Genomic DNA, 19,522 nt, shown 5'->3' on the forward strand with positions numbered 1-19,522 from the left:
CGGGGGCGGCGCGGGGGGGGGGGGGGGGGGGGGGGGGGGGGGGGGGGGGGGGGGGGGGGGGGGGGGCCCCCCCCCCCCCCCCCCCCGCCGCTCGGGCACCGCTCAGACGGGCTGGCCGAAGAGCTCCTGCAGCACGTCCTCCATCGTGACCATGCCGGCGAGCCTGCCGTCCGAGCCGAGCACCGCCGCCACGTGCGTCCGGCTGCCCCGCATGGCGGTCAGCACGTCGTCCAGCGGCGTGGTCTCCCGCACCTGCGCGATCTTGCGCATGTCCGGCACCCGGAACGGCAGATCGCGCGGCGCCCGGTCGAGGGCGTCCTTCACGTGCAGATAGCCGACGATGCGGCGGCCGTCGTCGACCACGGGGAAGCGGGAGAACCCGGACTCGGCCGAGAGCTGCTCCAGCTTTTCGGGGGTGACGCCCACGCGCGCGTAGACGACGTCCTCCAGCGGCAGCACCACGTCCCTGACCGGGCGACGGCCCAGTTCGAGCGCGTCGTGCAGCCGTTCCTGCGCACGGTTGTCGATCAGACCCGCGTCTCCGGAGTCCTTGACCATGCGGGCGAGGTCGTCGTCGGAGAAGCTCGCCGACACCTCGTCCTTGGCCTCGACGTGCAACAGCTTCAGCAGACCGTTGGCGAACGCGTTGATCGCGAAGATCACCGGGCGCAGCGCCCGCGCCAGCGCCACCAGCGGCGGCCCGAGGAGCAGCGCCGAGCGCACCGGCTCCGCGAGCGCGATGTTCTTCGGGATCATCTCGCCGAGCAGCATGTGCAGGTAGGTCGCCAGGGCCAGCGCGATCACGAACGAGATCGGGTGGACCAGGCCGTGCGGCACGCCCACCGCGTCGAACACCGGCTCGAGCAGATGCGCGATGGCCGGCTCCGCGACGATGCCGAGGACCAGGGTGCACAGGGTGATGCCGAGCTGCGCGGCGGCGAGCAGCGCCGACACGTGCTGCAGCCCCCACATCACGCTCTTGGCGCGCTTGTTCCCGTCCTCCGCGTGCGGCTCGATCTGGCTGCGGCGCACGGAGATGAGCGCGAACTCGGCGCCCACGAAGAAGGCGTTGACGACGAGCGTCGCCAGACCGATCAGCAGCTGGACGGCGGTCATCGGGCGTCCTCCTCGTGGTCGGCGCGGGCGTCGTGGTCGCTGTGGGTGTCGGGGTTTCCGGGGAGCGGCGGCGCGTGCAGCAGCACGCGGGCGGCGCGCCGCCCCGTGGCGTCGACGACGTCGAGCCGCCAGCCGCCCACCTCGACGCCGTCACCGACGGCGGGGATGCGGCCGAGCCGCGTGGCGACGAGGCCCGCGAGCGTCTCGTACGGCCCGTCGGGCACCCGCATGCCGACCCGCGCGAGCTGGTCGGTGCGGGCCGCGCCGTCGGCGGAGTACAGCGTCCTGCCGTCGTCGTCGGTGCCCGCGTGGGCGATGTCGGACGTCTCGTGCGGGTCGTGCTCGTCCCGCACCTCGCCGACGACCTCCTCGACGATGTCCTCCAGGGTGGCCACGCCGGCGGTGCCGCCGTACTCGTCGATGACCACGGCCATCGTGCGCTTGCCGGAGAGCCGGTCGAGGAGCCGGTCGACGGTGAGCGTCTCCGGTACGAGGAGGGGCTCCCGCAGCACTTCGGCGACCGGGACGCGCTGCCTGCGCTCGGCGGGTATGGCGAGCACGTCCTTGATGTGCGCGACGCCGACGACCGTGTCCAGGTTCCCGCGGTACACGGGGAAGCGGGAGAGGCCGGTGGCGCGCGTGGCGTTGGCGACGTCCTCGCAGGTGGCGTGCGTCTCGAGGGCCATGACCTGGACGCGGGGCGTCATCACGTTCTCCGCGGTGAGGTCGGCGAGGTTCAGCGTGCGCACGAACAGCTCGGCGGTGTCCGCCTCCAGGGCGCCCTCCCTGGCGGAGTGGCGTGCGAGCGCCACCAGCTCCTTGGGGCCGCGCGCGGTGGCGAGCTCCTCGGTGGGCTCCATGCCGAAGCGGCGTACGGAACGGTTCGCGGTGTTGTTGAGGTGCGCGATGAACGGCCGGAACGCGGCGCTGAACAGACGCTGGGGCGTCGCCACCCGCTTGGCGACCGCGAGCGGCGAGGAGATCGCCCAGTTCTTCGGGACCAGCTCGCCGACGACCATCAGGAAGACCGTCGAGAGGGCCGTTCCGATCACCAGGGCGATGGAGGAGGCCGCCGACCGGGGGACGCCGAGGTCGCGCAGCGGCCCCGAGATCAGCGCGGCGATGGACGGCTCGGAGAGCATGCCGACCACCAGGTTGGTGACGGTGATGCCGAGCTGGGCGCCCGAGAGCTGGAAGGTGAGGTTCTTGACGGCTTTGAGGGCGCCGGCGGCGCCCCGCTCGCCGCGCTCGACGGCCCGCTCGAGCTCGCTGCGCTCGACCGTCGTGAGGGAGAACTCCGCCGCGACGAAGACACCGCACGCCAGGCTGAGCAGCACCGCCACGAGGAGCAGGAGCACTTCGGTCATCGGGTCACCTCCGTCCCATGATCGGACAGGAGCGGGAGGAGTGCGCGATGTCGGGTACTAGGAGGCTCGCCCATGGGCGGACGCTCACACCTTTCAGTCGGATACGAGTGGTGCGTCCATGGTAAAGGGTCAGCAAAGCACTCGGATCTCTGTCGGGGTCGGCCGGGACTTCCCGGTTACCCGGCGGGGAGCGGTTTCACCCAGCGGCTCCACTGCGGCTCGGGAGCGTAGCCCGCGGCGCGCCAGGCGTGGTGGGCGAGCTCGTTGCGGTCCAGGACCATCGCGTCGCCGCGGCGCCCGCCGAGCCGTACGAACCGTTCCTCGGCGGCGGCCAGCAGCGCCGAGCCCACGCCGCGGCGGCGGTGCGCCGGGTGCACGGCGAGGCGGTACAGGTGGCAGCGCCAGCCGTCGAAGCCCGCGATGACCGTGCCCGCGAGCTCGTCCCCGCGCTCGGCGAGGATCAGCGCCTCGGGGTCCCGGGCGACGAGCCGCTCCACGCCGGAGCGGTCGTCGCTGATGCTCGTGCCCTCGGCGGCCGTCTTCCAGAAGGCGAGCACCGCGTCGAGGTCCTCGGGCGTCGCCGCCCGTACGCGAAGGTCGTTGTCCCGTACATGAAGGTCGTTCATGTACGGCATCCCACCACCGGCCGGTGCCCGGGCGCGCGGATATTTCAGGATGCGGACGCCGGGGGAGCGCCTCACTCGTGCGCGATGGCCGCCAGCACGTTCATGCGCGACGCGCGCAGCGCCGGCAGGAGCGCCGCCGCCAGCCCCACGACCACCGAGCCGATCACCACCGCCACGATCGTCGTCCAGGGGAACGCCAGCTCCTTCATCCCCTGCAACGCGAGAACCTGCTGCACGGCGACGCCCCACACCAGACCGAGCGCCAGCCCGAGCAGCGCCCCGAAGACCGCGATCACCACCGACTCCAGGCGGATCATGCGGCGCAGCTGCCGCCGCCCGAGGCCGATGGCGCGCAGCAGACCGATCTCCCTGGTGCGCTCCACGACCGACAGGGCGAGGGTGTTGACCACGCCGAGGATGGCGATGACGATGGCGAGCCCGAGGAGGGCGTAGACGAGGTAGAGCATCACGGCGATCTGCTGCCGGATCAGCTCCTTGTAGTCGGCCTGGTCGCGCACCTGCACCTGCGGATACGGGTCGAGGCTCTTCTCCAGGCGCTCGCGCAGGGTGTCCGCGTCCGTGCCCGACGCCGCGTTGACGAACAGCGCGGAGTCCTGGCCGTCCGGCACGTACTTCTCGACCGTGCCGAACCCGAGGAAGAGCCCGCCCTCGATGCCGAAGCCCTCGGCCGAGTCCTGGTCGGTGAGCGCGCCGACCGTCAGCTTCGTCTCGCGCCCGCCGGGGAACGTCGCGGGCAGCGCGTCCCCGAGCCGCACCTCGTGCTTCTTCGCGAAGTCCTTGTCCATCCCGATCCGGCCGGCCGCCAGCGCGTCCCGCGAACTGCCCTGCGCGTACGTGACCTTGGCGACCTCGTCGAGCTCCGGGCCGTAACCGGCGGCGGTCGACTCGACCTTCTTGCCGTCGGGCAGCCTCAGTTCGATGGGGGTGAAGCGCTGGCGTACGACGAGACCGGCGCCCTCGGTGTCCTCGACCTTCCCGGTGATCTCCGAAGAGAACGGCATGAAGTTGCTGTTCTGCACGACGAAGTCCGCGCCGAGCGTCTTGTCGATCTGCCGGTCGAACGACTTCGTCATCGAGGCGCTGGCCACCGAGAGGCCGCCGACCAGCGCGAGCCCCACCATCAGCGCGGCCGCCGTGGCGCCCGTGCGGCGCGGATTGCGCAGCGCGTTGCGCTGGCTCATCCGGCCGACCGAGCCATAGACCGCGGGGAACGCGCCGCCGAGGACGCGGATCACCGGCCGCACCAGGAGCGGCCCCGCGACGACCGTGGCGACCAGGGTCAGCACGATGCCGAGCCCGAGCAGCGACGCCGCGGACGACGTCTTCTCCGCCGTCGCGCAGCCCACCAGAGCGGCGGCACCGGCCGCCCCGACGACGGCTCCGACGACGGCCCGCATCTTCAACGGCCGCCCCACACCGGCGATCTCGGCGTCGGCGAGCGCCGCCATCGGCGACACCTGCGCGGCCCGCCGGGCCGGGAGGTACGCCGCGACGAAGGTGACGCCGACCCCGACGACGTACGAGACGACGGGGGTCGCCCACCCGAGGACCATCTCCGTGGACTTCAGATTCATCCCGAACAGGCCCATCAGCTCGATCAGGCCGAGGGCGAGACCTATGCCCGCGGCGAGCCCCAGCGTCGAGCCGACCAGGCCGAGCAGCAGCGCCTCGAAGAGGACGGAGCGGCGCACCTGCCTGCGGTCGGCGCCGAGCGCGCGCAGCAGGCCCAGTTCGCGGGTGCGCTGCGCGATGAGCATCGAGAAGGTGTTGACGATCAGGAAGATGCCCACGAGGACGGCGACCCCGGCGAAGCCGAGCATCACGTACTTGATGACGTCCAGGAAGCCGCCGAGCTCGGACGCCGCCGACTCCGCCTGCTCGTCGGCGGTCTCCAGGTCGTAACCGGGGCCCAGTTCGGCGGCGATGCGGCGCTTGAGCGTCGTGTCGCCGACGCTGTCCGCGGCCGTCACGGAGATGCTCGTCGCCGCGGCCTTCGAGCCGAGGAGCTCGCGCTGGGCGGTCGCCGTGTCGAGGAAGACGAGAGCGGCACCGGGGTTGGTGGTGGTGAACGTGGCGATGCCGACGATCTCGACCTTGAACGAGCCGGGCCGCGCGAGAACGGTGAGGGTGTCCCCGATCTCCACGTCCTTCTTGTCGGCCGTGTCCGCGTCGATCATCGCCTGGCCGCCGCCGCGCGGGGCATGGCCCGAGGTGAGCTCGACCGGGCTGCGGTCGGTGGGGTACCAGTTGGTGGCGATGGTGGGCGCGCCGGTCGTGGAGCCCACGGATTCGTTGTCGCGGTCGACGATGGTGATGTTCTCGACGGACACGTCGATGTGCGCGTCCTTGACACCGTCGACGCCGGCCACCCGCTCCCTGAGGTTCGCGGGCACCGTCGGCGTCTGCCCGGAGGGCACCGCCTCGTCGAGGTCCTCCTTCGGCGATACCGTCACATCGGCCGACGTGGAGGCGAACAGGCGGTCGAAGGTGCGGGTGACCGTGTCCGAGAAGATCAGGCTGCCCGCCACGAACGCGACGGAGAGGATGACGGCCAGCGCGGAGAGCGCGAGCCGCCCCTTGTGCGCCAGGAAGCTTCTGAGCGTCGCCTTCAGCACCGCGGCCCCCGGTTCAGCTCTGCTCGGACGGTTTGTCGATGGACACGGACGTGCCGGGCGGCGCCGCGTGCAGCGCGTCGAACCGTTTCATGCGTTCGAGGACCCCCTCCGCCGTCGGCCGCTCCATGTCGTCCACGATCCGCCCGTCGCCGAGGAAGATCACCAGGTCGGAGTGGGCGGCGGCACCGGGATCGTGCGTCACCATCACGACGGTCTGGCCGAGCTGGTCCACCGCCTCGCGCAGGAAGCCGAGGACTTCGAGCCCGGCCCGGGAGTCGAGGTTGCCCGTCGGCTCGTCGGCGAAGATCAGCTCGGGCTTGGCGGCGAGCGCCCGCGCGCACGCCACCCGCTGCTGCTGCCCGCCGGACAGCTGCGCCGGGCGGTGCTTGAGCCGGTCCCGCAGCCCCAGGGTGTCGATGACGTGCTCCAGCCAGTCGCGGTCGGGCCGCTGCCCGGCGATGTCCATCGGCAGCGTCATGTTCTCCAGGGCGTTGAGCGTGGGGATGAGGTTGAAGGACTGGAACATGAAGCCGATGCGGTCGCGCCGCAGCCGGGTCAGCTCCCGCTCCTTGAGGCCCGTGATCTCGGTGTCGCCGAGCCAGACCTGGCCCGCCGAGACGCTGTCGAGCCCGGCGAGGCAGTGCATCAGGGTGGACTTCCCCGAACCGGAGGGACCCATGACGGCCGTGAACCGCTCACGCGAGATGTCCACGTCGACCGAGTCGAGGGCGAGCACGGTCGTCTCTCCCGAGCCGTACGCCTTGGTGAGGCCGCGGGCGCGCGCGGCGATCCCGGTGGGCGCGGGGTGCCCCGCGGACGGTGTCGAAGCAGGTGCGGACAAGGCGGCCTCCCGGGTTGTGGCCGTTCCAACTCCCGTAACCCGGTTGAGAGTAGTGGGGCTGCCCAGGTGTCCGGTATCCCTCCGAGGTCGGGCCCGGGAACGTATGTAAGGGACAAGGTCCTGGCGGCCTTGTCGTGCTAGCACCTCGGCGCTAGCTTGACGGTATGGCGAAGACACAGCTGAACGTGCGGGTGGACGAGGACACCGCCCGGGCCGCGCGGGAGCGCGCCCTGGCCCGCGGCATGAGCGTCAACCGCTACATCGAAGAACTCGTCAAACAGGACGCCGGGGAAATCGGCCACACCTTCGTCGAGGCCGCCGCCGACTTCATGAAGCAGTACGAAACGGTGTTCGCCGAGGAGTTCGGCGCCGAGCGCGAGGGCAGCCGCCCCGTGCGTGAAGGTCGCTGCTGATCCGTTGGACCTCAGAATCGACCTTGCCTGGCTCCTGATGGTCGCCGAACACAAGACACCCGGAGACCCGCAGGTCACCGACTGGGGCGCGCTCGTCGCCGCCGTCAGCAGACACGAGGCGGAGATATTCGGTGTGCCCGTCTACGAGACCCCGCACGACCGCGCGGCGGCGCTCCTCCAAGTGCTGCTCCACATCCCCGCACTCGAACGCTCCAACGCCCTCTTCGCCTCCTCCGTCGCCTACGCCTACCTCGTCTCCAGCGGCCTCAAGGTCGTCACCTCCCCCGAGCAGGTGCGCGACCTCGCCCGCCTGGTGAAGGAGGACGGCGCGAGCGTGCACGCCATCGCGGACCAGCTGCGCCAGTGGAGCCTGTGATCGCCTGTGACTGCCTGTGATTCAGGGAGAGGTGGCGTCGTCGGGCCGGCGCGCCGTCCCCAGCACACAGAACGACGTCGGCAGCCGCGGACCCTTCGCCGGCACCAGGAGCCGCCGGTGCGCGCCGAGTTCGAACCCGGCGTCACGCACGGCGGCCAGCGGGTCCCGCGACACGTGACAGCCGCCGAACAGCGGCGGCCACACCGTCCGGTCCAACACGCGCTGGGCGGTCCCCATCAGCCTCCCCGGCGCCCGGCCGTGCTCGAAGAACCGCAGCTCACCGCCGGGCCGCAGCACCCGCCGCAGCTCGCCGAGCGCCCGCCGTACGTCCCGCACGCTGCACAGCACGAGCGAGACGACCGCCGCGTCGAACGCCTCACTCTTGACGGGCAGCGCCTCCGCGGCACCGGGCACGACATCCACCGGCACGTCCGCGCGCAGCGCCGCCGACACCGCGAGCCGCCGCAGCAGCCGCTCCGGTTCGATCGCCACGACCTCGGAGACCGCACCCGGGTAGTACGCGAAGTTGAGCCCGTTGCCCGCGCCGACCTCGATGACCCGCCCGGACAGACCGGCGAGCAGCTCCCGCCGGTGAGCCCCGACGGTGGGCTCGGCGGCCACGCTGCACCGAGCGTAGAAACGGGCGAAGACGGGATGGTGCACGGCGTCCCGGGACACGGACTTGGCTGATCGCGACGGCATGGGACCTCCTCGACGGAGCGAGCGGATACCGCCATGGTGCCCCGACGACGGGACACCCGACCCCAAGAGGACGGCGCGCCCCGCCACGACGTCACCCGGTACCCGACCCCGGCCCCTCCCGCTCCGCGAACACCGCTCCGTCCCACGTGCCGCCCAGTTGCGGGCCCAGCCACCCTCCGGCTTCCGCGCGGAAGGTGGTGGCGTGCGACGACCCGGCGCCCTCCGGGATCGCGCCGAGGAGCGGGGTGCCCGCGTCCTTCGGCAGGTCCGCGAGGTTGCAGCGGGACGCCAGGTCGGGGGCGGCCGGCCAGCTGCCGATCATGGGGCCCAGCTGGCGTACGCCGCGAGACCGGAGTGCCTCTGCCGTCAGGGCCGTCGAGTTGAGCGTGCCGAGCCCGGCCGGGACGACCATCAGGACCGGCGCGTCCAGGAGGCGGGCCGCGTCCGCGAGGGTGCCGCCGTCGTCGTCGAGGCGTACGAGGAGCCCGCCCGCCCCCTCGACGAGCACCAGGTCGTGCTCGGTCGCGAGCTTCGCCGCCGCGTCGGCCACGTCCTGCGGGTGCACCTGCGCGAGACCGGCCCGCCGGGCCGCGACGTCGGGCGCCAACGGCTCGGGGTAGCGGGCGAGTTCGAGTGCGGTGACGGCGTCCCCCGCGAGCCGCGCCACCTCGTGCGCGTCGCCGGGCCCGTCGGGCGCGACCCCGGTCTGTGCCGGTTTGAGCACGGCGACGCTGCGCCCGGCGGCCAGGGCGACCGCGGCCACCGCGGCGGTCGTCACCGTCTTGCCGATCTCCGTGCCCGTACCGGACACCACGAGCACCGTCATGTCAGCCCTCCTTCGCCGCCGCGCACACCGCGCGGGCGATCCGTGCCACGTCGTCGTCGCCCGTGATGAACGGCGGCATCGTGTAGATCAGGTCGCGGAACGGCCGCACCCACACCCCTTCGCGCACCGCCGCACGTGTCGCCGCGGCCATGTCCACCGGATGGTCCAGCTGTACGACGCCGATCGCCCCGAGGACGCGGACCTCCCGTACCGAGGGGAGGAGCGCCGCCTCCGCCAGGCCGTTCCGCAGCCCCGTCTCGATGCGTTTGACCTCGGTGTGCCAGTCCTGTCCGAGCAGCAGGTCGATCGAGGCACCGGCCACCGCGGCGGCCAGCGGATTGCCCATGAACGTCGGCCCGTGCGCCAGGACAGGCACCTCGCCCCGCGAGATCCCGTCGGCGACGCGCGGCGTGCAGAGTGTCGCCGCCATCGACAGATAGCCGCCGGTCAGGGCCTTGCCGACGCACATCACATCGGGGGAGACCCCCGCGTGGTGGGCCGCGAACAGCGCGCCCGTACGGCCGAAACCCGTCGCGATCTCGTCGAACACCAGGAGCACGTCGTGGGCGTCGCACGCCTCCCGGAGTGCGCGGAGGTAGCCGGGGGAGTGGAACCGCATCCCCCCGGCCCCCTGCACCACGGGCTCGACGATGACGGCGGCCAGTTCGTGGGCGTGCCGCCCGATCAGCTCGTGCAGGTGCTCGGCGTACGACTCCTCGTACGCGTCGAAGCCGGCCGGCGGCGCGTCGGCGAACACCTGCTCCGGCAGTACACCCTGCCACAGCTCGTGCATGCCGCCCTTGGGGTCGCACACGGCCATCGGCTGCCACGTGTCGCCGTGGTAGCCGCCGCGCCACGTCAGCATCCGCCGCTTCCCGGGCCGGCCGAGCGAGCGCCAGTACTGCAGGCACATCTTGACCGCGACCTCGACCGAGACCGAACCCGAGTCGGAGAGGAAGACGTGTTCCAGGCCGTCGGGCGTCATGTCGACGAGGCGCTTGGCGAGCGCGACGGCGGGCTCGTGCGTGAGCCCGCCGAACATCACGTGGCTCATGCGGTCCAGCTGTCCGCGCACCGCGTCGTTGAGGACGGGGTGGTTGTACCCGTGGATCGCCGACCACCAGGACGACATGCCGTCGATCAGCTCGGTGCCGCCGTCCGCGAGCCGCATCCGGACGCCGCTCGCCGACTCGACGACCAGGGGTTCCTGGCGGCCCGGCATCGGCCCGTAGGGGTGCCAGACGTGCTGCCGGTCGAGCGCGAGCAGGTCCGCGGTGGAGAGGTCAGGCATTGGGCGCCAGGTCCGTTCCCGCGCCCCGGCGGCGTACCGCCACCAGGTCCGTACGTGCTTCGTTCGCATCGGCCACGGGTTCCGCCGACGGCTCGGCCGCGGGCTCGGAGCCGCAGGGACCGCAGCTGCCCCCCTCGTGCGAGCCGCAGCCTGCGGCGGCGGCCGCGTCGACCCGGTGCCGCGGCAGCGTCACCTGATCCGTGCCCTCGACCTCGAAGCCGGCGTCCGCGATCATGTCCAGGTCGGCCTGGCCGGCCTGGCCCTCGCTGGTCAGGTAGTCGCCCAGGAAGATGGAGTTGGCGATGTTCAGGGCGAGCGGCTGCATGGAGCGCAGATGCACCTCCCGGCCGCCCGCGATGCGCACCTCGATGTCCGGGCAGACGAAGCGGACCATCGCGAGGATGCGCAGACAGCGCTGCGGCGTGAGGTTCCACTCCTTGGCCAGCGGCGTGCCCTCGAAGGGGATCAGGAAGTTCACCGGCACCGAGTCCGGGTCGAGCTCGCGCAGCGAGAAGACGACGTCGACCAGGTCCTCGTCCTTCTCGCCCATGCCCGCGATCAGCCCCGAGCAGGCGGAGAGGCCCGCCGCGTGCGCCTTCTGCACGGTGTCGACACGGTCGGCGTACGTGTGCGTCTTGGTGATGTCCGCGTACGTCGCCTCGGAGGTGTTGAGGTTGTGGTTGTACGCGTCCGCGCCCGCCCCCCGCAGCCGCTCCGCCTGACCTTCGGAGAGCAGGCCGAGGCAGGCGCACACCTCGACGCCCTCGTTCTGCTCCTTGACCGCCGCGATGGTCTGCGCGACCCGGTCGACGTCACGGTCCGTCGGGCCGCGGCCGCTGGCGACCAGACAGACCCGCTTGGCGCCGCCCGCGACCCCGGCCGCCGCGGCCTGCGAGGCCTCGTCCGGCTTCAGCCAGGTGTACTTCAGGATCTCGGCCTTGGAGCCGAGGCGCTGCGAACAGTACGAGCAGTCCTCGGGGCACAAGCCCGACTTGAGGTTGACCAGATAGTTGAGTTTCACCCGTCGCCCGAACCACTGCCGCCGCACCTTCCCGGCGGCGGCCACTACGTCCAGGAGTTCGTCGTCGGAGGTGGCCAGGACGGCCAGCGCCTCTTCGCGGGTCGGCAGCTCGCGCCGAAGCCCCTTGTCCACCAGCGTGTTCAGCAGGTCCATGGCGCTGATCCTTACGCACCGCAGCCTGCCGGGCCAAGGAGAGTTCGCACAACAGAAACGGTTTGAGGTGTGGGTATTGCCACACCCTGGCCAGGTGGCACGGCGACTAAGGTCTGTGCAATGTCTACAAACAGGCACCCCGTGACGGGCGCGTTCGGCTGGCTCGACGAGCAGGCGCGGCTGCGCGCGGACGCCGGACTCGTCCGCACCCTGCGCCCGCGCCCCGCCGACGCGGGCGGCCTCCTGGATCTGGCGGGAAACGACTACCTGGGCCTGACCCGGCACCCGGAGGTGACCGAGGGCGCGGCCGCCGCGGCCCGGCGCTGGGGCGGCGGCGCGACCGGGTCCCGGCTCGTCACCGGCTCCACGGAACTGCACGCGGAGCTCGAGCGTGAGCTCGCGGATTTCTGCGGCTTCGAGGCGGCCCTCGTCTTCTCCTCCGGCTACGCGGCGAACCTCGCCGCCGTCACCGCGCTCGCCCCGCACGGTTCGCTGATCGTCTCCGACGCGGGCAACCACGCGTCCCTGATCGACGGGTGCCGGCTCGCGCGCGGGACGACGCAGGTGGTGCCGCACGCCGACCCGGAAGCGGTACGCAAGGTGCTTGACGCCCACGAAGGCCCTGCCGTCATGGTCTCCGACTCGGTGTTCTCGGTCGACGGCGACATGGCACCGCTCACCGAACTGGCCGCCGCCTGCCGGGAGTTCGGCGCCGGACTGATCGTCGACGACGCCCATGGACTCGGTGTGCTCGGCGACGGCGGCCGGGGCGCCCCGTACGCGGCGGGGCTCGCGGGCACGGCCGACACCGTGGTCACCCTGACCCTCTCGAAGTCCCTCGGCAGCCAGGGCGGCGCCGTACTGGGCCCGGCCGAGGTCATCGAGCACCTGGTGAACGCGGCCCGCACCTTCATCTTCGACACCGGCCTCGCGCCCGCCGCGGCAGGCGCCGCACTCGCGGCCCTGCGCCTGCTGCGCCGCGAGCCGGGCCGGGCCGCACGGGCCCGCGAGGTCGCGACCGAGCTGCACCGCCGTCTCACGGCCGAGGGGCTTTCGGCGGTACGGCCCGACGCCGCCGTCGTCTCCGTACGCGCACCGTCACCGGAACAGGCCGTGCAGTGGGCCGCCGACTGCCGGGCGGAGGGTCTCGCCGTGGGCTGCTTCCGGCCGCCGTCGGTGCCCGACGGCATCTCACGGCTGCGGCTGACCGCCCGCGCCGATCTCACCGACGCGCAGATCGCCGGTGCGGTACGGGTGATCAGCCGCAACGCACCCCGGTGAAGCGTGCCGGACCCGCGACGGGCCGGGACTGCCTACCGGAGGCAGTTGACGAACGACTCCCAGGGGCCGGGGGAGAAGAGCAGGGCGGGCCCTGCGGTGTTCTTGGAATCACGCACGGCGCGCAGGCCGGCCGACGGACCCGAGTCGAGTGTGGCTGTCTCGACACAGTTGTTCATTCCGTTGCTGTAGCTGCTGCGCTGCCACCGCGCACCTTGAATTCTCGTGCTGGAAGGTACGTACCGAGGCATTGCGGTCATTGTGCCTCCTTACGCGCCGTCGCATAGCCCGGCGATGAAATCCGTTGAGTCCTCGGGTGAGAGCGCTTGTACCTGAAGGGAGTTGAAGGCCTCCGTGTACGCCTGGAGGTCTTCTTTCCGTTCGAGGTAGAGGCTACTCGTCAAATGGTCGAGAACAACCACATCCAGATCAGCAATGTCCGGAAATGAAAAAATAACGAAAGGACCGATCAGACCCACATGCTCGCCCGCGGTGAACGGCAACACCTGCAGTCGGACGTGAGGCATGTGGGACACCTCCCTTAACCGCACCAACTGCCCCGCGAACACCCGCGGACCGCCCACCGGGCGCCGCAGCACCGCCTCGTCCATCACCACGCTCAGCCGCAACGGCGGATCCGCGCGCAACACGTCCTGCCGGGCGAGCCGGACCTCCACCAGCGCGTCGACCTGATCCTCCGGCAGCCCGCCGAGCGCGGCCCGGGTCACCGCCCGCGCGTACTCGGAGGTCTGCAACAGGCCGGGAACCACCGTGGTCTCCAGGGTGCGCACCCAGCTCGCCTGCGACTCCAGGCTGATGAAATCGCGGTAGGTGGCGGGCAGCAGATCGCGATAGGCCTTCCACCAGTGATGACGCCCCGCGCCCGGATCGTCGGACCCGGCGAACGCGATGAGCAGCTCGCTGCGCTGCGGATCCTTGACCTGATACGCCTCCATCAGCAGCCGCACGTCGGCGGCCTTCACACCGCTGCGGCCCGTCTCGATCCGGCTCACCTTGGACTGGTGCCAGCCGACCTTGGCCGCCGCCTCGCTGCTCGTGAGTCCCGCGTGAGCGCGCAGGGCGCGCAGGGCGGCGCCGAGCTGACGACGGCGCACCGCGGGGCCGTACTGCATGCCCGTCTCCTTCCGGACGGAGCCGTCGGATCTCCCGGCGGCAGGGCGGGGCAGTAGGCGAGATTAGAGGAAGTACCGCTCTCCCGCCCAAATACGGTCTGCCGTAGCAGAGTTCACCGCTTCGAGCGACAGATATATGCACATCTCGGTGGATCGCCACCCGTGACCGGCCAAGGAGTGGCAGGCTGGCGCGAAGCACCAGTCCGGGACTGTCCTCGAGTCATCCGCCGCGAGTCGGAGACCGGTCCCGGCGGGAAAGGGACATGTCGCCATGGCAGACCACCAGGAAGCCTCCGTCACCCTGCCGAGCGATCCTGTCTCGGTCCCCGCCGCCCGGAAATACGTATCGCGTGTGCTCACGGAATGGGGCCTGCCCGGTGACGCGGAGGTGGCCGACACGATCAGGCTCATTGTCTCCGAACTCGCCACCAACGCCGTACAGCACACTCTGGGCCAGTCGCCCACCTTCACCGTGGATCTCGAACTCGACCGTGACGAGCAGCTGCGCATCGGTGTCACCGACAGCCACCCGCGCTACCCCAAGCGGCTCCCCGCCGCCGTCCAGCAGGACAACGGCCGCGGCATGGTCATCATCCGCTGGCTGGCGGCCGAGTGCGGAGGCAGGCTCTCGGTCAGCCCCACCGACGAGGGCGGCAAGACCGTGTGGATCGCGCTGCCCTGGCAGGTCCCCGTCCAACGCGGCCCCCGTGAAGCCGCCGACTGACGGGCTGGGCCGCGCCCCGCTACGGGCGGTTCCAGCGGCACGGGGCGCGTCACCGGCACCGCTCCCGGCGCAGCGGCCGTGGCGCTCCTCCTCGCACCCCCGCAGGGCCGATGTGCGCCTCCTCCTGGGGCGCCGCCTCGACGCGCGCCACAGGACGCCGTACGAGCCGCGGCAGGACGCCCCACAGCCCGACACACACCAGCAGCGTCCCCACGGCCGCGCAGACCCCTTCGGTCCGCCCCGCCGTCACGTCGACGACCAGCAGCACGGAACCGGTGAGCGTCATCACCAGCACGCCCAGGCCGAGCGCGGCGAGCCGGGACGAGACCCGCACGATGAGCGGTTTGGCCCGCTGCTGGAACAGCGAGCGGTGCAGCGCCGCCGGAGCGGTGAACAGCGCCGCGGCGAGCACCGCGAGCAGCAGCGTCGTGACGTAGGTGCCGCGCTGCACGGCGTCGAGCGAGGGGAACCGCGGGCTGAAGGCGAGGGTGAGCAGGAAGGCGAAGAGGATCTGCACGCCGGTCTGCGTCACCCTCAGTTCCTGGAGCAGCTCCGCGAAGTTCCGGTCCGCGCGCTCCAGCGGCGCCTCCTTGCGGGCGGTGCAGGAAAAGTCGTCGGACATCCCGCACGGGTATCCCCGCCGGCGCGCTCCAAGCACCGGCACCTGACGGTGCGAGGCGCGCGCCGGCGGACCACCGCTCGGTCAGCGCACCCTGCCGTACCAGACGCTGTTGGACCAGATCTTCTCCAGGCGCACCACGGTCCCCCTCTTGGGGGCGTGCCAGATGCGGTTGTTACCCGCGTAGATCCCGACGTGGTAGACGTTCCGACCGGAGTGGAAGAACACCAGATCGCCGCGGGTCCGCTGGGACCTGGAGATGTGCTTGGTCTTGTTGTACTGCGCGGCGGCCGTGCGAGGCAGCTTCTTGCCCGTCTTCTTGAACGAGTAGAGCGTCAGCCCCGAGCAGTCGAACCGGTTGGGTCCCGCTGCCCCGTAGCCGTACGGGGAGCCCTTCTTGGACGCCGCGATCTTGAGCGCCTTCGTCCCGTGGGTCGCTGCCTCGGCCTCCGACGTGAGCCCGGGGGCCACGACGGTGCCGCCTACGACGGCGAGCGTGAGGACCGATGCGGCACCGGTCCTGCTCAGCAGCGACGGAACATGATTCAGCGCGGTCATGCGCAACCCTTCGTCAGCCGCCTGTGAAGGATGACCTGTCGGGTTCGGGCAGGCGAAGATGCCCGGCCGCGTCATGCTCTGCGGCTTAACCCCAAGGGCGTCGTCCCGACTTCTCGGACGGGCCCGTCGTACCTGGGTCCTCCACTCCTGCCGTTGCACCGATGTCGACCGGTCATCCGGGTGGCGGCAGGACTCGGCGTCCGCCCGGACCGCCCCGCCGCTGTGGCGGGGGCTTGTCGTCGGAAGGGATCTTGACCCGAAAAGGGCCCGAAAACCGAGCCGAAACGGTGTTTTGTGAGGCTACTCACGACTGACCTGTTCAGGTGGACACTGCCGAATTCGACCTGCGGCCGCACTCTCTGACGACCGCTCGACCAGCAGCGGAATACATAATTCCGCCCCTGCTGTACTCACTCGTCGCAACTTCGGACCGTGCGGATAACGACGTGCGCGTACGCCGTCCGGGGTAGCCCGACTGGTCCGTTTCGAAATGGACCCAGACGTTCCGGCGCCGGGAGCGAGGCGGCCGACGGGGTCTCAGCAGCCCTGCGCGGGTGGCACGGTGAGCCGCCGGGCCCGCCGCTCGCCGTCGAGAACGCGCAACGCCCGGGCCAGCGTGGGTGCGTGCACCTCACTCTCGCCCCGTTGGTGCATGAGGGCGAGCGCGTCCCGCAGGGCGGTCGCCCGGCCGACCAGCGCCTGGGCGGCGCGCAGTCCGCCGTAGGTGTGCTCGGCGCGGGCGGGGTTGATGCGGCCGAGCAGGTCGACGACTTCGAGATAGCGGTCGATCAACTCCGCCTCGGCGTGCGTCAGGGCGGGCAGAGGCGGCAGTTCGGGCGGCGGCATCGGTGCGTCACCTCGGATCGCGGGCGGCGAGCGAGCTCTTGCGGCTCGGGACGATCCGGTCCACGAACCCGTACTCCAGGGCGGCCCGGGCGTCGAAGATCTTGTCCCGCTCGATGTCCGCGCCGACCCGCTCCGGACTCTGTCCCGTGTGCCGCACGAGCATCTCCTCCAACAGCCGCCGTGTGCTCAGGAGTTCAGCGGCCTGGATCGCCAGATCCGTGGCCTGGCCCCGGACCGGTTCGGGGAGGGCGGGCTGGTGGATCAGGACGCGCGCGCCGGGCAGCGCGAACCGCTTGCCCGGCGTGCCGGCGGCGAGCAGGACGGCGGCTTCCGACGCGGCCTGGCCCAGGCAGATCGTCTCCACGTCGCAGCTGACGAACCGCATGGTGTCGTAGATGGCGGCCATCGCGCTGAACGAGCCGCCGGGGGAGTTGATGTACAGCGAGATGTCGCGGTCCGGTGCCTGGTACTCCAGATGCATGAACTGCGCCATCACGTCGTTCGCCGAGGTGGCGTCGACGGGCGTACCGAGGAAGACGATCCGCTCTTCGAGGAGCTTCGAGTAGGGATCCATGGTCCGCGTCCCCGAACTGGTGCGTTCGGTGAACTCGGGCAGGACGTGGCGGGCGGACGGGCGATTCATGGCACGCCTCTCTCTTCCGGGTGCGGAGCGGTCCGGTCTCTGTAAAAAATGTACAGGACGTACGCTCCGTGGGTCCGCGACTCGGAAAGAGCGGCGTCTAAGCTGGACGCATGGCCTACGAGATTCCGGTGACGCAAGCCCGCGCAGAGCTCGCCGAGCTGATCAACCGCGTCGTCTACGGCGGCGAGCGCGTCGTCGTCACCCGGCACGGCAAGCCGCTCGTGGCGCTCGTCTCCGCCGCCGACCTGGAACGCCTCGAAAGCCTGGCGGACGCCTCCGAGGAGCGGACGGTCAGCACCGTCACCTCGATCGGCGCCACGCCGCCGTCCCCGTCGGAGCGGCAGCGGTTCGGCATCGCGGCCGAACACCGCGGCCCGAACGCCACGTAACCGAGCGGGCTCAGCCCGCCGACGCCGCCGGCTGCCGCACCGGGGTGGCCGCCGGGGCAGGCCGGCGCCGCTCCCGGAGCGCGCCGAGCAGCACCGCCGCGAGACCGAACGCGGCCCACGCGCTCAGCGTCAGGGCGGGTCCCGATGCCTGGGCGCCGTCGAAGAAGGACACCGAGCGCAGCAAGGAACCCTCGGCCCCGGGCGGCAGCAACTGCCCGATGAGGCCGACCGGTTCGGGCAGCAGCTGCGGAGCCGAGGTCACGCCGGAGAAGGGGTTGCCGAGCAGCACCATCAGGAGGGCGCCGGCCCCGATGCCCGCGAAGCCGAGCAGCGCCGCGAGCCCGGCGACGGTGGCGCTCACCGCGAGCGTGGCCAGGCCCAACACCCCGGCCTCCGCCCACCAGTTGCCGGTGAGCACGCCGAGCCAGCTGTGTGCGAGCGCGGCCGCGACGGCGCCGACGAGCGCGGCGGTGACGAGCAGCGCGGCGACCGCGCGCCCGCCGCTCAGCCCGAGGACTGTGACGAGCGCGCCGGCCGCGACCCCCGCGATGACCAGCGGCAGCACGCTGGATCCGAGGGCCGAGCCCCGCGGGTCGGCCGCGGGTGCGGGCACCACGTCCACCGTCGGCACGGCGGCGGAGTCCGGGGCCTGCTCCTTCACGGCCTGCTGCAGCAGTTGTGCGACGACCGGGCTCGCGGCCGTCGCGGTGAGCAGCTTCGGCCCGCCGGGCGTGGCGACGATCGCGCCGTATACGGTCCGGTCCTCGATGGCGGCTCTGGCGGCGGCTTCGTCGGCGTACCGGTGGATCTCGAACGCGCCCTCGCGCCACTCGAGTTGACGTGTGACGGGCTCCGCGGCCGCGGCCGGACCGGCGACGCCGAGCGGCAGGTCACGGGGTGCGGTGCGGGCGGCGGGCCAGGCGAAGGCCCAGAGCGCCAGGGCGGTTATGGCGCAGGCCAGCGCGGCCACCGCCGCTGTACGGGGGCGGCGACGCGACGCGCGCGGCGCGCCGGTGGAGGGCGTGGACATGGCTTCCGGTCCTTCCCGAAGCAGAGAGACCGCCCGAAGCGGAGAGGGCGATTCACGGAGAGGGCGATTCAAAGAGAATGATCGTTCGTTTTATTGCGCACGCCCAATGTCGGGCCGCGCGGCGCCCTTGTCAAGAATGAACGTTCGTTTTAGGTTCGTCGCATGGCTCGCGTATCCCAGGAACACCTCGACGCCCGCCGTCGGCAGATCCTCGACGGCGCCGCGCTCTGCTTCGCGCGGGGCGGCTTTCACGCCACGTCGATGCAGGACGTGCTGAAGGAGGTGGGCCTGTCGGCGGGTGCGGTCTACCGCTACTTCCGGGGCAAGGACGAACTGATCGCCGCGATCGTCGGCGAGGTGCTGACCGACATCAGTGAGGTCTTCGAGGCGGCCGCCCGGCAGACCCCGCCGCCGCGGCCCGACGTCCTGGTGGCCCGGGCGCTCGCGGAGGTGCTGGACCTGAAGCCGGGGACGGGGGGCGGTTCGCACTCGGCCCGGCTGATGATGCAGGTGTGGACGGAGACTCTCCGCAACGACGAGCTGTCGGCCATCCTGGCGGACGTCTATGTGCAGGTGCGCGCCGTCTGGGTGGTGATCGTCGAGGGCTACCAGAAGGCGGGCCTGATGCGGGCCGACATCCCCGCCGACCACGTGGCCAGGACGATGATCGCCGCCGTGCAGGGATTCGTCGCGCAGTGCGTCCTGTTCGACGAGGTCCCCGTCGAGGCGCTGCAGGACGGGCTGCGGGCCCTGATGAGTATGGCGGAGCCCAGCTGACGGTCATGGGCCGGTCAACGTCTGGTTAACCTCGTTGAAACTCCCTCCAACTACCCTCCCGTGCCACGCCACCAGCGGATTTTCTAACCGGGGCGCGCAAGATCGCGCGCTTTCGCTGTGTGTTACATCTATATCCGTCGCGGTGGCCGCGGCAGCC

General features: G+C 71.6%; 22 protein-coding genes and 1 riboswitch. Of the genes, 6 read left to right on the forward strand and 16 right to left on the reverse strand.

The window, feature by feature from the left end:
- Positions 1 to 102 precede the first annotated feature (102 nt).
- From ACI2L3_RS28020 to ACI2L3_RS28040, 5 genes are all read right to left on the reverse strand, one after another.
- Positions 103 to 1,116 carry a hemolysin family protein gene (locus tag ACI2L3_RS28020; protein ID WP_404755158.1) on the reverse strand — a complete coding sequence of 338 codons (1,014 nt, stop codon included), beginning with the start codon at positions 1,114 to 1,116 and terminating at the stop codon, positions 103 to 105.
- A complete protein-coding gene (locus ACI2L3_RS28025; RefSeq protein ID WP_404755159.1) occupies positions 1,113 to 2,483 on the reverse strand; it encodes a hemolysin family protein in 1,371 nt (456 codons plus the stop codon). The genes ACI2L3_RS28020 and ACI2L3_RS28025 overlap by 4 nt, the downstream gene beginning before the upstream one ends.
- Before the next feature lie 176 nt (positions 2,484 to 2,659).
- A complete protein-coding gene (locus tag ACI2L3_RS28030; protein ID WP_404755160.1) occupies positions 2,660 to 3,109 on the reverse strand; it encodes a GNAT family N-acetyltransferase in 450 nt (149 codons plus the stop codon).
- Between the two features lie 71 nt (positions 3,110 to 3,180).
- On the reverse strand, positions 3,181 to 5,745 hold the full coding sequence (locus tag ACI2L3_RS28035) for an ABC transporter permease (RefSeq protein WP_404755161.1): 2,565 nt from the start codon (positions 5,743 to 5,745) through the stop codon (positions 3,181 to 3,183).
- A 13-nt stretch (positions 5,746 to 5,758) separates the two neighbouring features.
- Positions 5,759 to 6,586, reverse strand: coding sequence for an ABC transporter ATP-binding protein (locus ACI2L3_RS28040; protein ID WP_404755162.1), 828 nt, complete (start codon positions 6,584 to 6,586; stop codon positions 5,759 to 5,761).
- 164 nt (positions 6,587 to 6,750) lie between these two features.
- On the opposite strand from ACI2L3_RS28040, the gene ACI2L3_RS28045 reads away from it, so the two are divergent.
- Both ACI2L3_RS28045 and ACI2L3_RS28050 read left to right on the forward strand, forming a co-directional pair.
- Entirely contained in the window at positions 6,751 to 6,999 is a 249-nt protein-coding gene (locus tag ACI2L3_RS28045; RefSeq protein WP_404755163.1) for an antitoxin, read from the forward strand.
- A 4-nt stretch (positions 7,000 to 7,003) separates the two neighbouring features.
- Positions 7,004 to 7,375: a fic family toxin-antitoxin system, toxin component gene (locus tag ACI2L3_RS28050; protein ID WP_404755164.1), complete on the forward strand. Its 372-nt coding sequence runs from the start codon at positions 7,004 to 7,006 to the stop codon at positions 7,373 to 7,375.
- Positions 7,376 to 7,396: 21 nt separating this feature from the next.
- Here the strand turns inward: ACI2L3_RS28050 and ACI2L3_RS28055 are convergent, their stop codons facing one another.
- From ACI2L3_RS28055 to bioB, 4 genes are all read right to left on the reverse strand, one after another.
- Positions 7,397 to 8,077, reverse strand: coding sequence for a class I SAM-dependent methyltransferase (locus ACI2L3_RS28055; protein ID WP_404755165.1), 681 nt, complete (start codon positions 8,075 to 8,077; stop codon positions 7,397 to 7,399).
- 91 nt (positions 8,078 to 8,168) lie between these two features.
- On the reverse strand, positions 8,169 to 8,903 hold the full coding sequence (gene bioD, locus ACI2L3_RS28060; protein ID WP_404755166.1) for a dethiobiotin synthase: 735 nt from the start codon (positions 8,901 to 8,903) through the stop codon (positions 8,169 to 8,171).
- Between the two features lies 1 nt (position 8,904).
- Positions 8,905 to 10,194, reverse strand: a complete 1,290-nt coding sequence (locus ACI2L3_RS28065) for an adenosylmethionine--8-amino-7-oxononanoate transaminase (RefSeq protein ID WP_404755167.1) — start codon at positions 10,192 to 10,194, stop codon at positions 8,905 to 8,907.
- Positions 10,187 to 11,368, reverse strand: coding sequence for a biotin synthase BioB (bioB, locus tag ACI2L3_RS28070; protein WP_404755168.1), 1,182 nt, complete (start codon positions 11,366 to 11,368; stop codon positions 10,187 to 10,189). Before bioB ends, ACI2L3_RS28065 begins: the two co-directional genes overlap by 8 nt.
- 120 nt (positions 11,369 to 11,488) lie before the next feature.
- Here bioB and ACI2L3_RS28075 point away from each other — a divergent pair, with 120 nt between their 5' ends.
- Entirely contained in the window at positions 11,489 to 12,649 is a 1,161-nt protein-coding gene (locus ACI2L3_RS28075; RefSeq protein WP_404755169.1) for an 8-amino-7-oxononanoate synthase, read from the forward strand.
- 32 nt (positions 12,650 to 12,681) lie between these two features.
- On the opposite strand, the gene ACI2L3_RS28080 is transcribed toward ACI2L3_RS28075, so the two are convergent.
- Positions 12,682 to 12,906, reverse strand: coding sequence for a DUF397 domain-containing protein (locus ACI2L3_RS28080; protein WP_404755170.1), 225 nt, complete (start codon positions 12,904 to 12,906; stop codon positions 12,682 to 12,684).
- Positions 12,907 to 12,915: 9 nt separating this feature from the next.
- Positions 12,916 to 13,779, reverse strand: coding sequence for a helix-turn-helix domain-containing protein (locus ACI2L3_RS28085; RefSeq protein ID WP_404755171.1), 864 nt, complete (start codon positions 13,777 to 13,779; stop codon positions 12,916 to 12,918).
- Between the two features lie 271 nt (positions 13,780 to 14,050).
- Between ACI2L3_RS28085 and ACI2L3_RS28090 the strand changes: the two genes are divergently transcribed.
- Entirely contained in the window at positions 14,051 to 14,503 is a 453-nt protein-coding gene (locus ACI2L3_RS28090; RefSeq protein WP_404755172.1) for an ATP-binding protein, read from the forward strand.
- Between the two features lie 49 nt (positions 14,504 to 14,552).
- Here the strand turns inward: ACI2L3_RS28090 and ACI2L3_RS28095 are convergent, their stop codons facing one another.
- From ACI2L3_RS28095 to ACI2L3_RS28110, 4 genes are all read right to left on the reverse strand, one after another.
- Entirely contained in the window at positions 14,553 to 15,125 is a 573-nt protein-coding gene (locus ACI2L3_RS28095) for a DUF6328 family protein (RefSeq protein WP_404755173.1), read from the reverse strand.
- An 81-nt stretch (positions 15,126 to 15,206) separates the two neighbouring features.
- Complete coding sequence (locus tag ACI2L3_RS28100; RefSeq protein WP_404755174.1) at positions 15,207 to 15,680, reverse strand: C40 family peptidase; 474 nt, start codon at positions 15,678 to 15,680, stop codon at positions 15,207 to 15,209.
- Between the two features lie 3 nt (positions 15,681 to 15,683).
- A riboswitch (cyclic di-AMP (ydaO/yuaA leader) is annotated at positions 15,684 to 15,860 on the reverse strand.
- A gap of 357 nt (positions 15,861 to 16,217) precedes the next feature.
- A complete protein-coding gene (locus tag ACI2L3_RS28105) occupies positions 16,218 to 16,526 on the reverse strand; it encodes a hypothetical protein (protein ID WP_404755175.1) in 309 nt (102 codons plus the stop codon).
- Positions 16,527 to 16,533: 7 nt separating this feature from the next.
- Complete coding sequence (locus ACI2L3_RS28110; RefSeq protein WP_404755176.1) at positions 16,534 to 17,169, reverse strand: ATP-dependent Clp protease proteolytic subunit; 636 nt, start codon at positions 17,167 to 17,169, stop codon at positions 16,534 to 16,536.
- Between the two features lie 110 nt (positions 17,170 to 17,279).
- Between ACI2L3_RS28110 and ACI2L3_RS28115 the strand changes: the two genes are divergently transcribed.
- A complete protein-coding gene (locus tag ACI2L3_RS28115) occupies positions 17,280 to 17,558 on the forward strand; it encodes a type II toxin-antitoxin system Phd/YefM family antitoxin (protein WP_404755177.1) in 279 nt (92 codons plus the stop codon).
- A 10-nt stretch (positions 17,559 to 17,568) separates the two neighbouring features.
- Here the strand turns inward: ACI2L3_RS28115 and ACI2L3_RS28120 are convergent, their stop codons facing one another.
- A complete protein-coding gene (locus tag ACI2L3_RS28120; RefSeq protein WP_404755178.1) occupies positions 17,569 to 18,588 on the reverse strand; it encodes an ABC transporter permease in 1,020 nt (339 codons plus the stop codon).
- A 162-nt stretch (positions 18,589 to 18,750) separates the two neighbouring features.
- Between ACI2L3_RS28120 and ACI2L3_RS28125 the strand changes: the two genes are divergently transcribed.
- Positions 18,751 to 19,365: a TetR/AcrR family transcriptional regulator gene (locus ACI2L3_RS28125; protein ID WP_404755179.1), complete on the forward strand. Its 615-nt coding sequence runs from the start codon at positions 18,751 to 18,753 to the stop codon at positions 19,363 to 19,365.
- Positions 19,366 to 19,522: the final 157 nt, after the last annotated feature.

It is taken from the genome of Streptomyces sp. NPDC029674, assembly GCF_044903205.1.
Taxonomy (GTDB): domain Bacteria; phylum Actinomycetota; class Actinomycetes; order Streptomycetales; family Streptomycetaceae; genus Streptomyces.

Bases quoted from the DNA above. Each gene is read 5' to 3' on its own strand.
- ACI2L3_RS28030 (WP_404755160.1), bottom strand. From the start codon at position 3,109: ATGAACGACCTTCATGTACGGGACAACGACCTTCGCGTACGGGCGGCG.
- ACI2L3_RS28090 (WP_404755172.1), top strand. From the start codon at position 14,051: ATGGCAGACCACCAGGAAGCCTCCGTCACCCTGCCGAGCGATCCTGTC.
- ACI2L3_RS28105 (WP_404755175.1), bottom strand. From the start codon at position 16,526: ATGCCGCCGCCCGAACTGCCGCCTCTGCCCGCCCTGACGCACGCCGAG.
- ACI2L3_RS28025 (WP_404755159.1), bottom strand. From the start codon at position 2,483: ATGACCGAAGTGCTCCTGCTCCTCGTGGCGGTGCTGCTCAGCCTGGCG.
- ACI2L3_RS28020 (WP_404755158.1), bottom strand. From the start codon at position 1,116: ATGACCGCCGTCCAGCTGCTGATCGGTCTGGCGACGCTCGTCGTCAAC.
- ACI2L3_RS28055 (WP_404755165.1), bottom strand. From the start codon at position 8,077: ATGCCGTCGCGATCAGCCAAGTCCGTGTCCCGGGACGCCGTGCACCAT.
- ACI2L3_RS28100 (WP_404755174.1), bottom strand. From the start codon at position 15,680: ATGACCGCGCTGAATCATGTTCCGTCGCTGCTGAGCAGGACCGGTGCC.
- ACI2L3_RS28125 (WP_404755179.1), top strand. From the start codon at position 18,751: ATGGCTCGCGTATCCCAGGAACACCTCGACGCCCGCCGTCGGCAGATC.
- bioD (WP_404755166.1), bottom strand. From the start codon at position 8,903: ATGACGGTGCTCGTGGTGTCCGGTACGGGCACGGAGATCGGCAAGACG.
- ACI2L3_RS28085 (WP_404755171.1), bottom strand. From the start codon at position 13,779: ATGCAGTACGGCCCCGCGGTGCGCCGTCGTCAGCTCGGCGCCGCCCTG.
- ACI2L3_RS28080 (WP_404755170.1), bottom strand. From the start codon at position 12,906: ATGACCGCAATGCCTCGGTACGTACCTTCCAGCACGAGAATTCAAGGT.
- ACI2L3_RS28045 (WP_404755163.1), top strand. From the start codon at position 6,751: ATGGCGAAGACACAGCTGAACGTGCGGGTGGACGAGGACACCGCCCGG.
- ACI2L3_RS28095 (WP_404755173.1), bottom strand. From the start codon at position 15,125: ATGTCCGACGACTTTTCCTGCACCGCCCGCAAGGAGGCGCCGCTGGAG.
- ACI2L3_RS28065 (WP_404755167.1), bottom strand. From the start codon at position 10,194: ATGCCTGACCTCTCCACCGCGGACCTGCTCGCGCTCGACCGGCAGCAC.
- ACI2L3_RS28075 (WP_404755169.1), top strand. From the start codon at position 11,489: ATGTCTACAAACAGGCACCCCGTGACGGGCGCGTTCGGCTGGCTCGAC.
- ACI2L3_RS28115 (WP_404755177.1), top strand. From the start codon at position 17,280: ATGGCCTACGAGATTCCGGTGACGCAAGCCCGCGCAGAGCTCGCCGAG.
- ACI2L3_RS28110 (WP_404755176.1), bottom strand. From the start codon at position 17,169: ATGAATCGCCCGTCCGCCCGCCACGTCCTGCCCGAGTTCACCGAACGC.
- bioB (WP_404755168.1), bottom strand. From the start codon at position 11,368: ATGGACCTGCTGAACACGCTGGTGGACAAGGGGCTTCGGCGCGAGCTG.
- ACI2L3_RS28120 (WP_404755178.1), bottom strand. From the start codon at position 18,588: ATGTCCACGCCCTCCACCGGCGCGCCGCGCGCGTCGCGTCGCCGCCCC.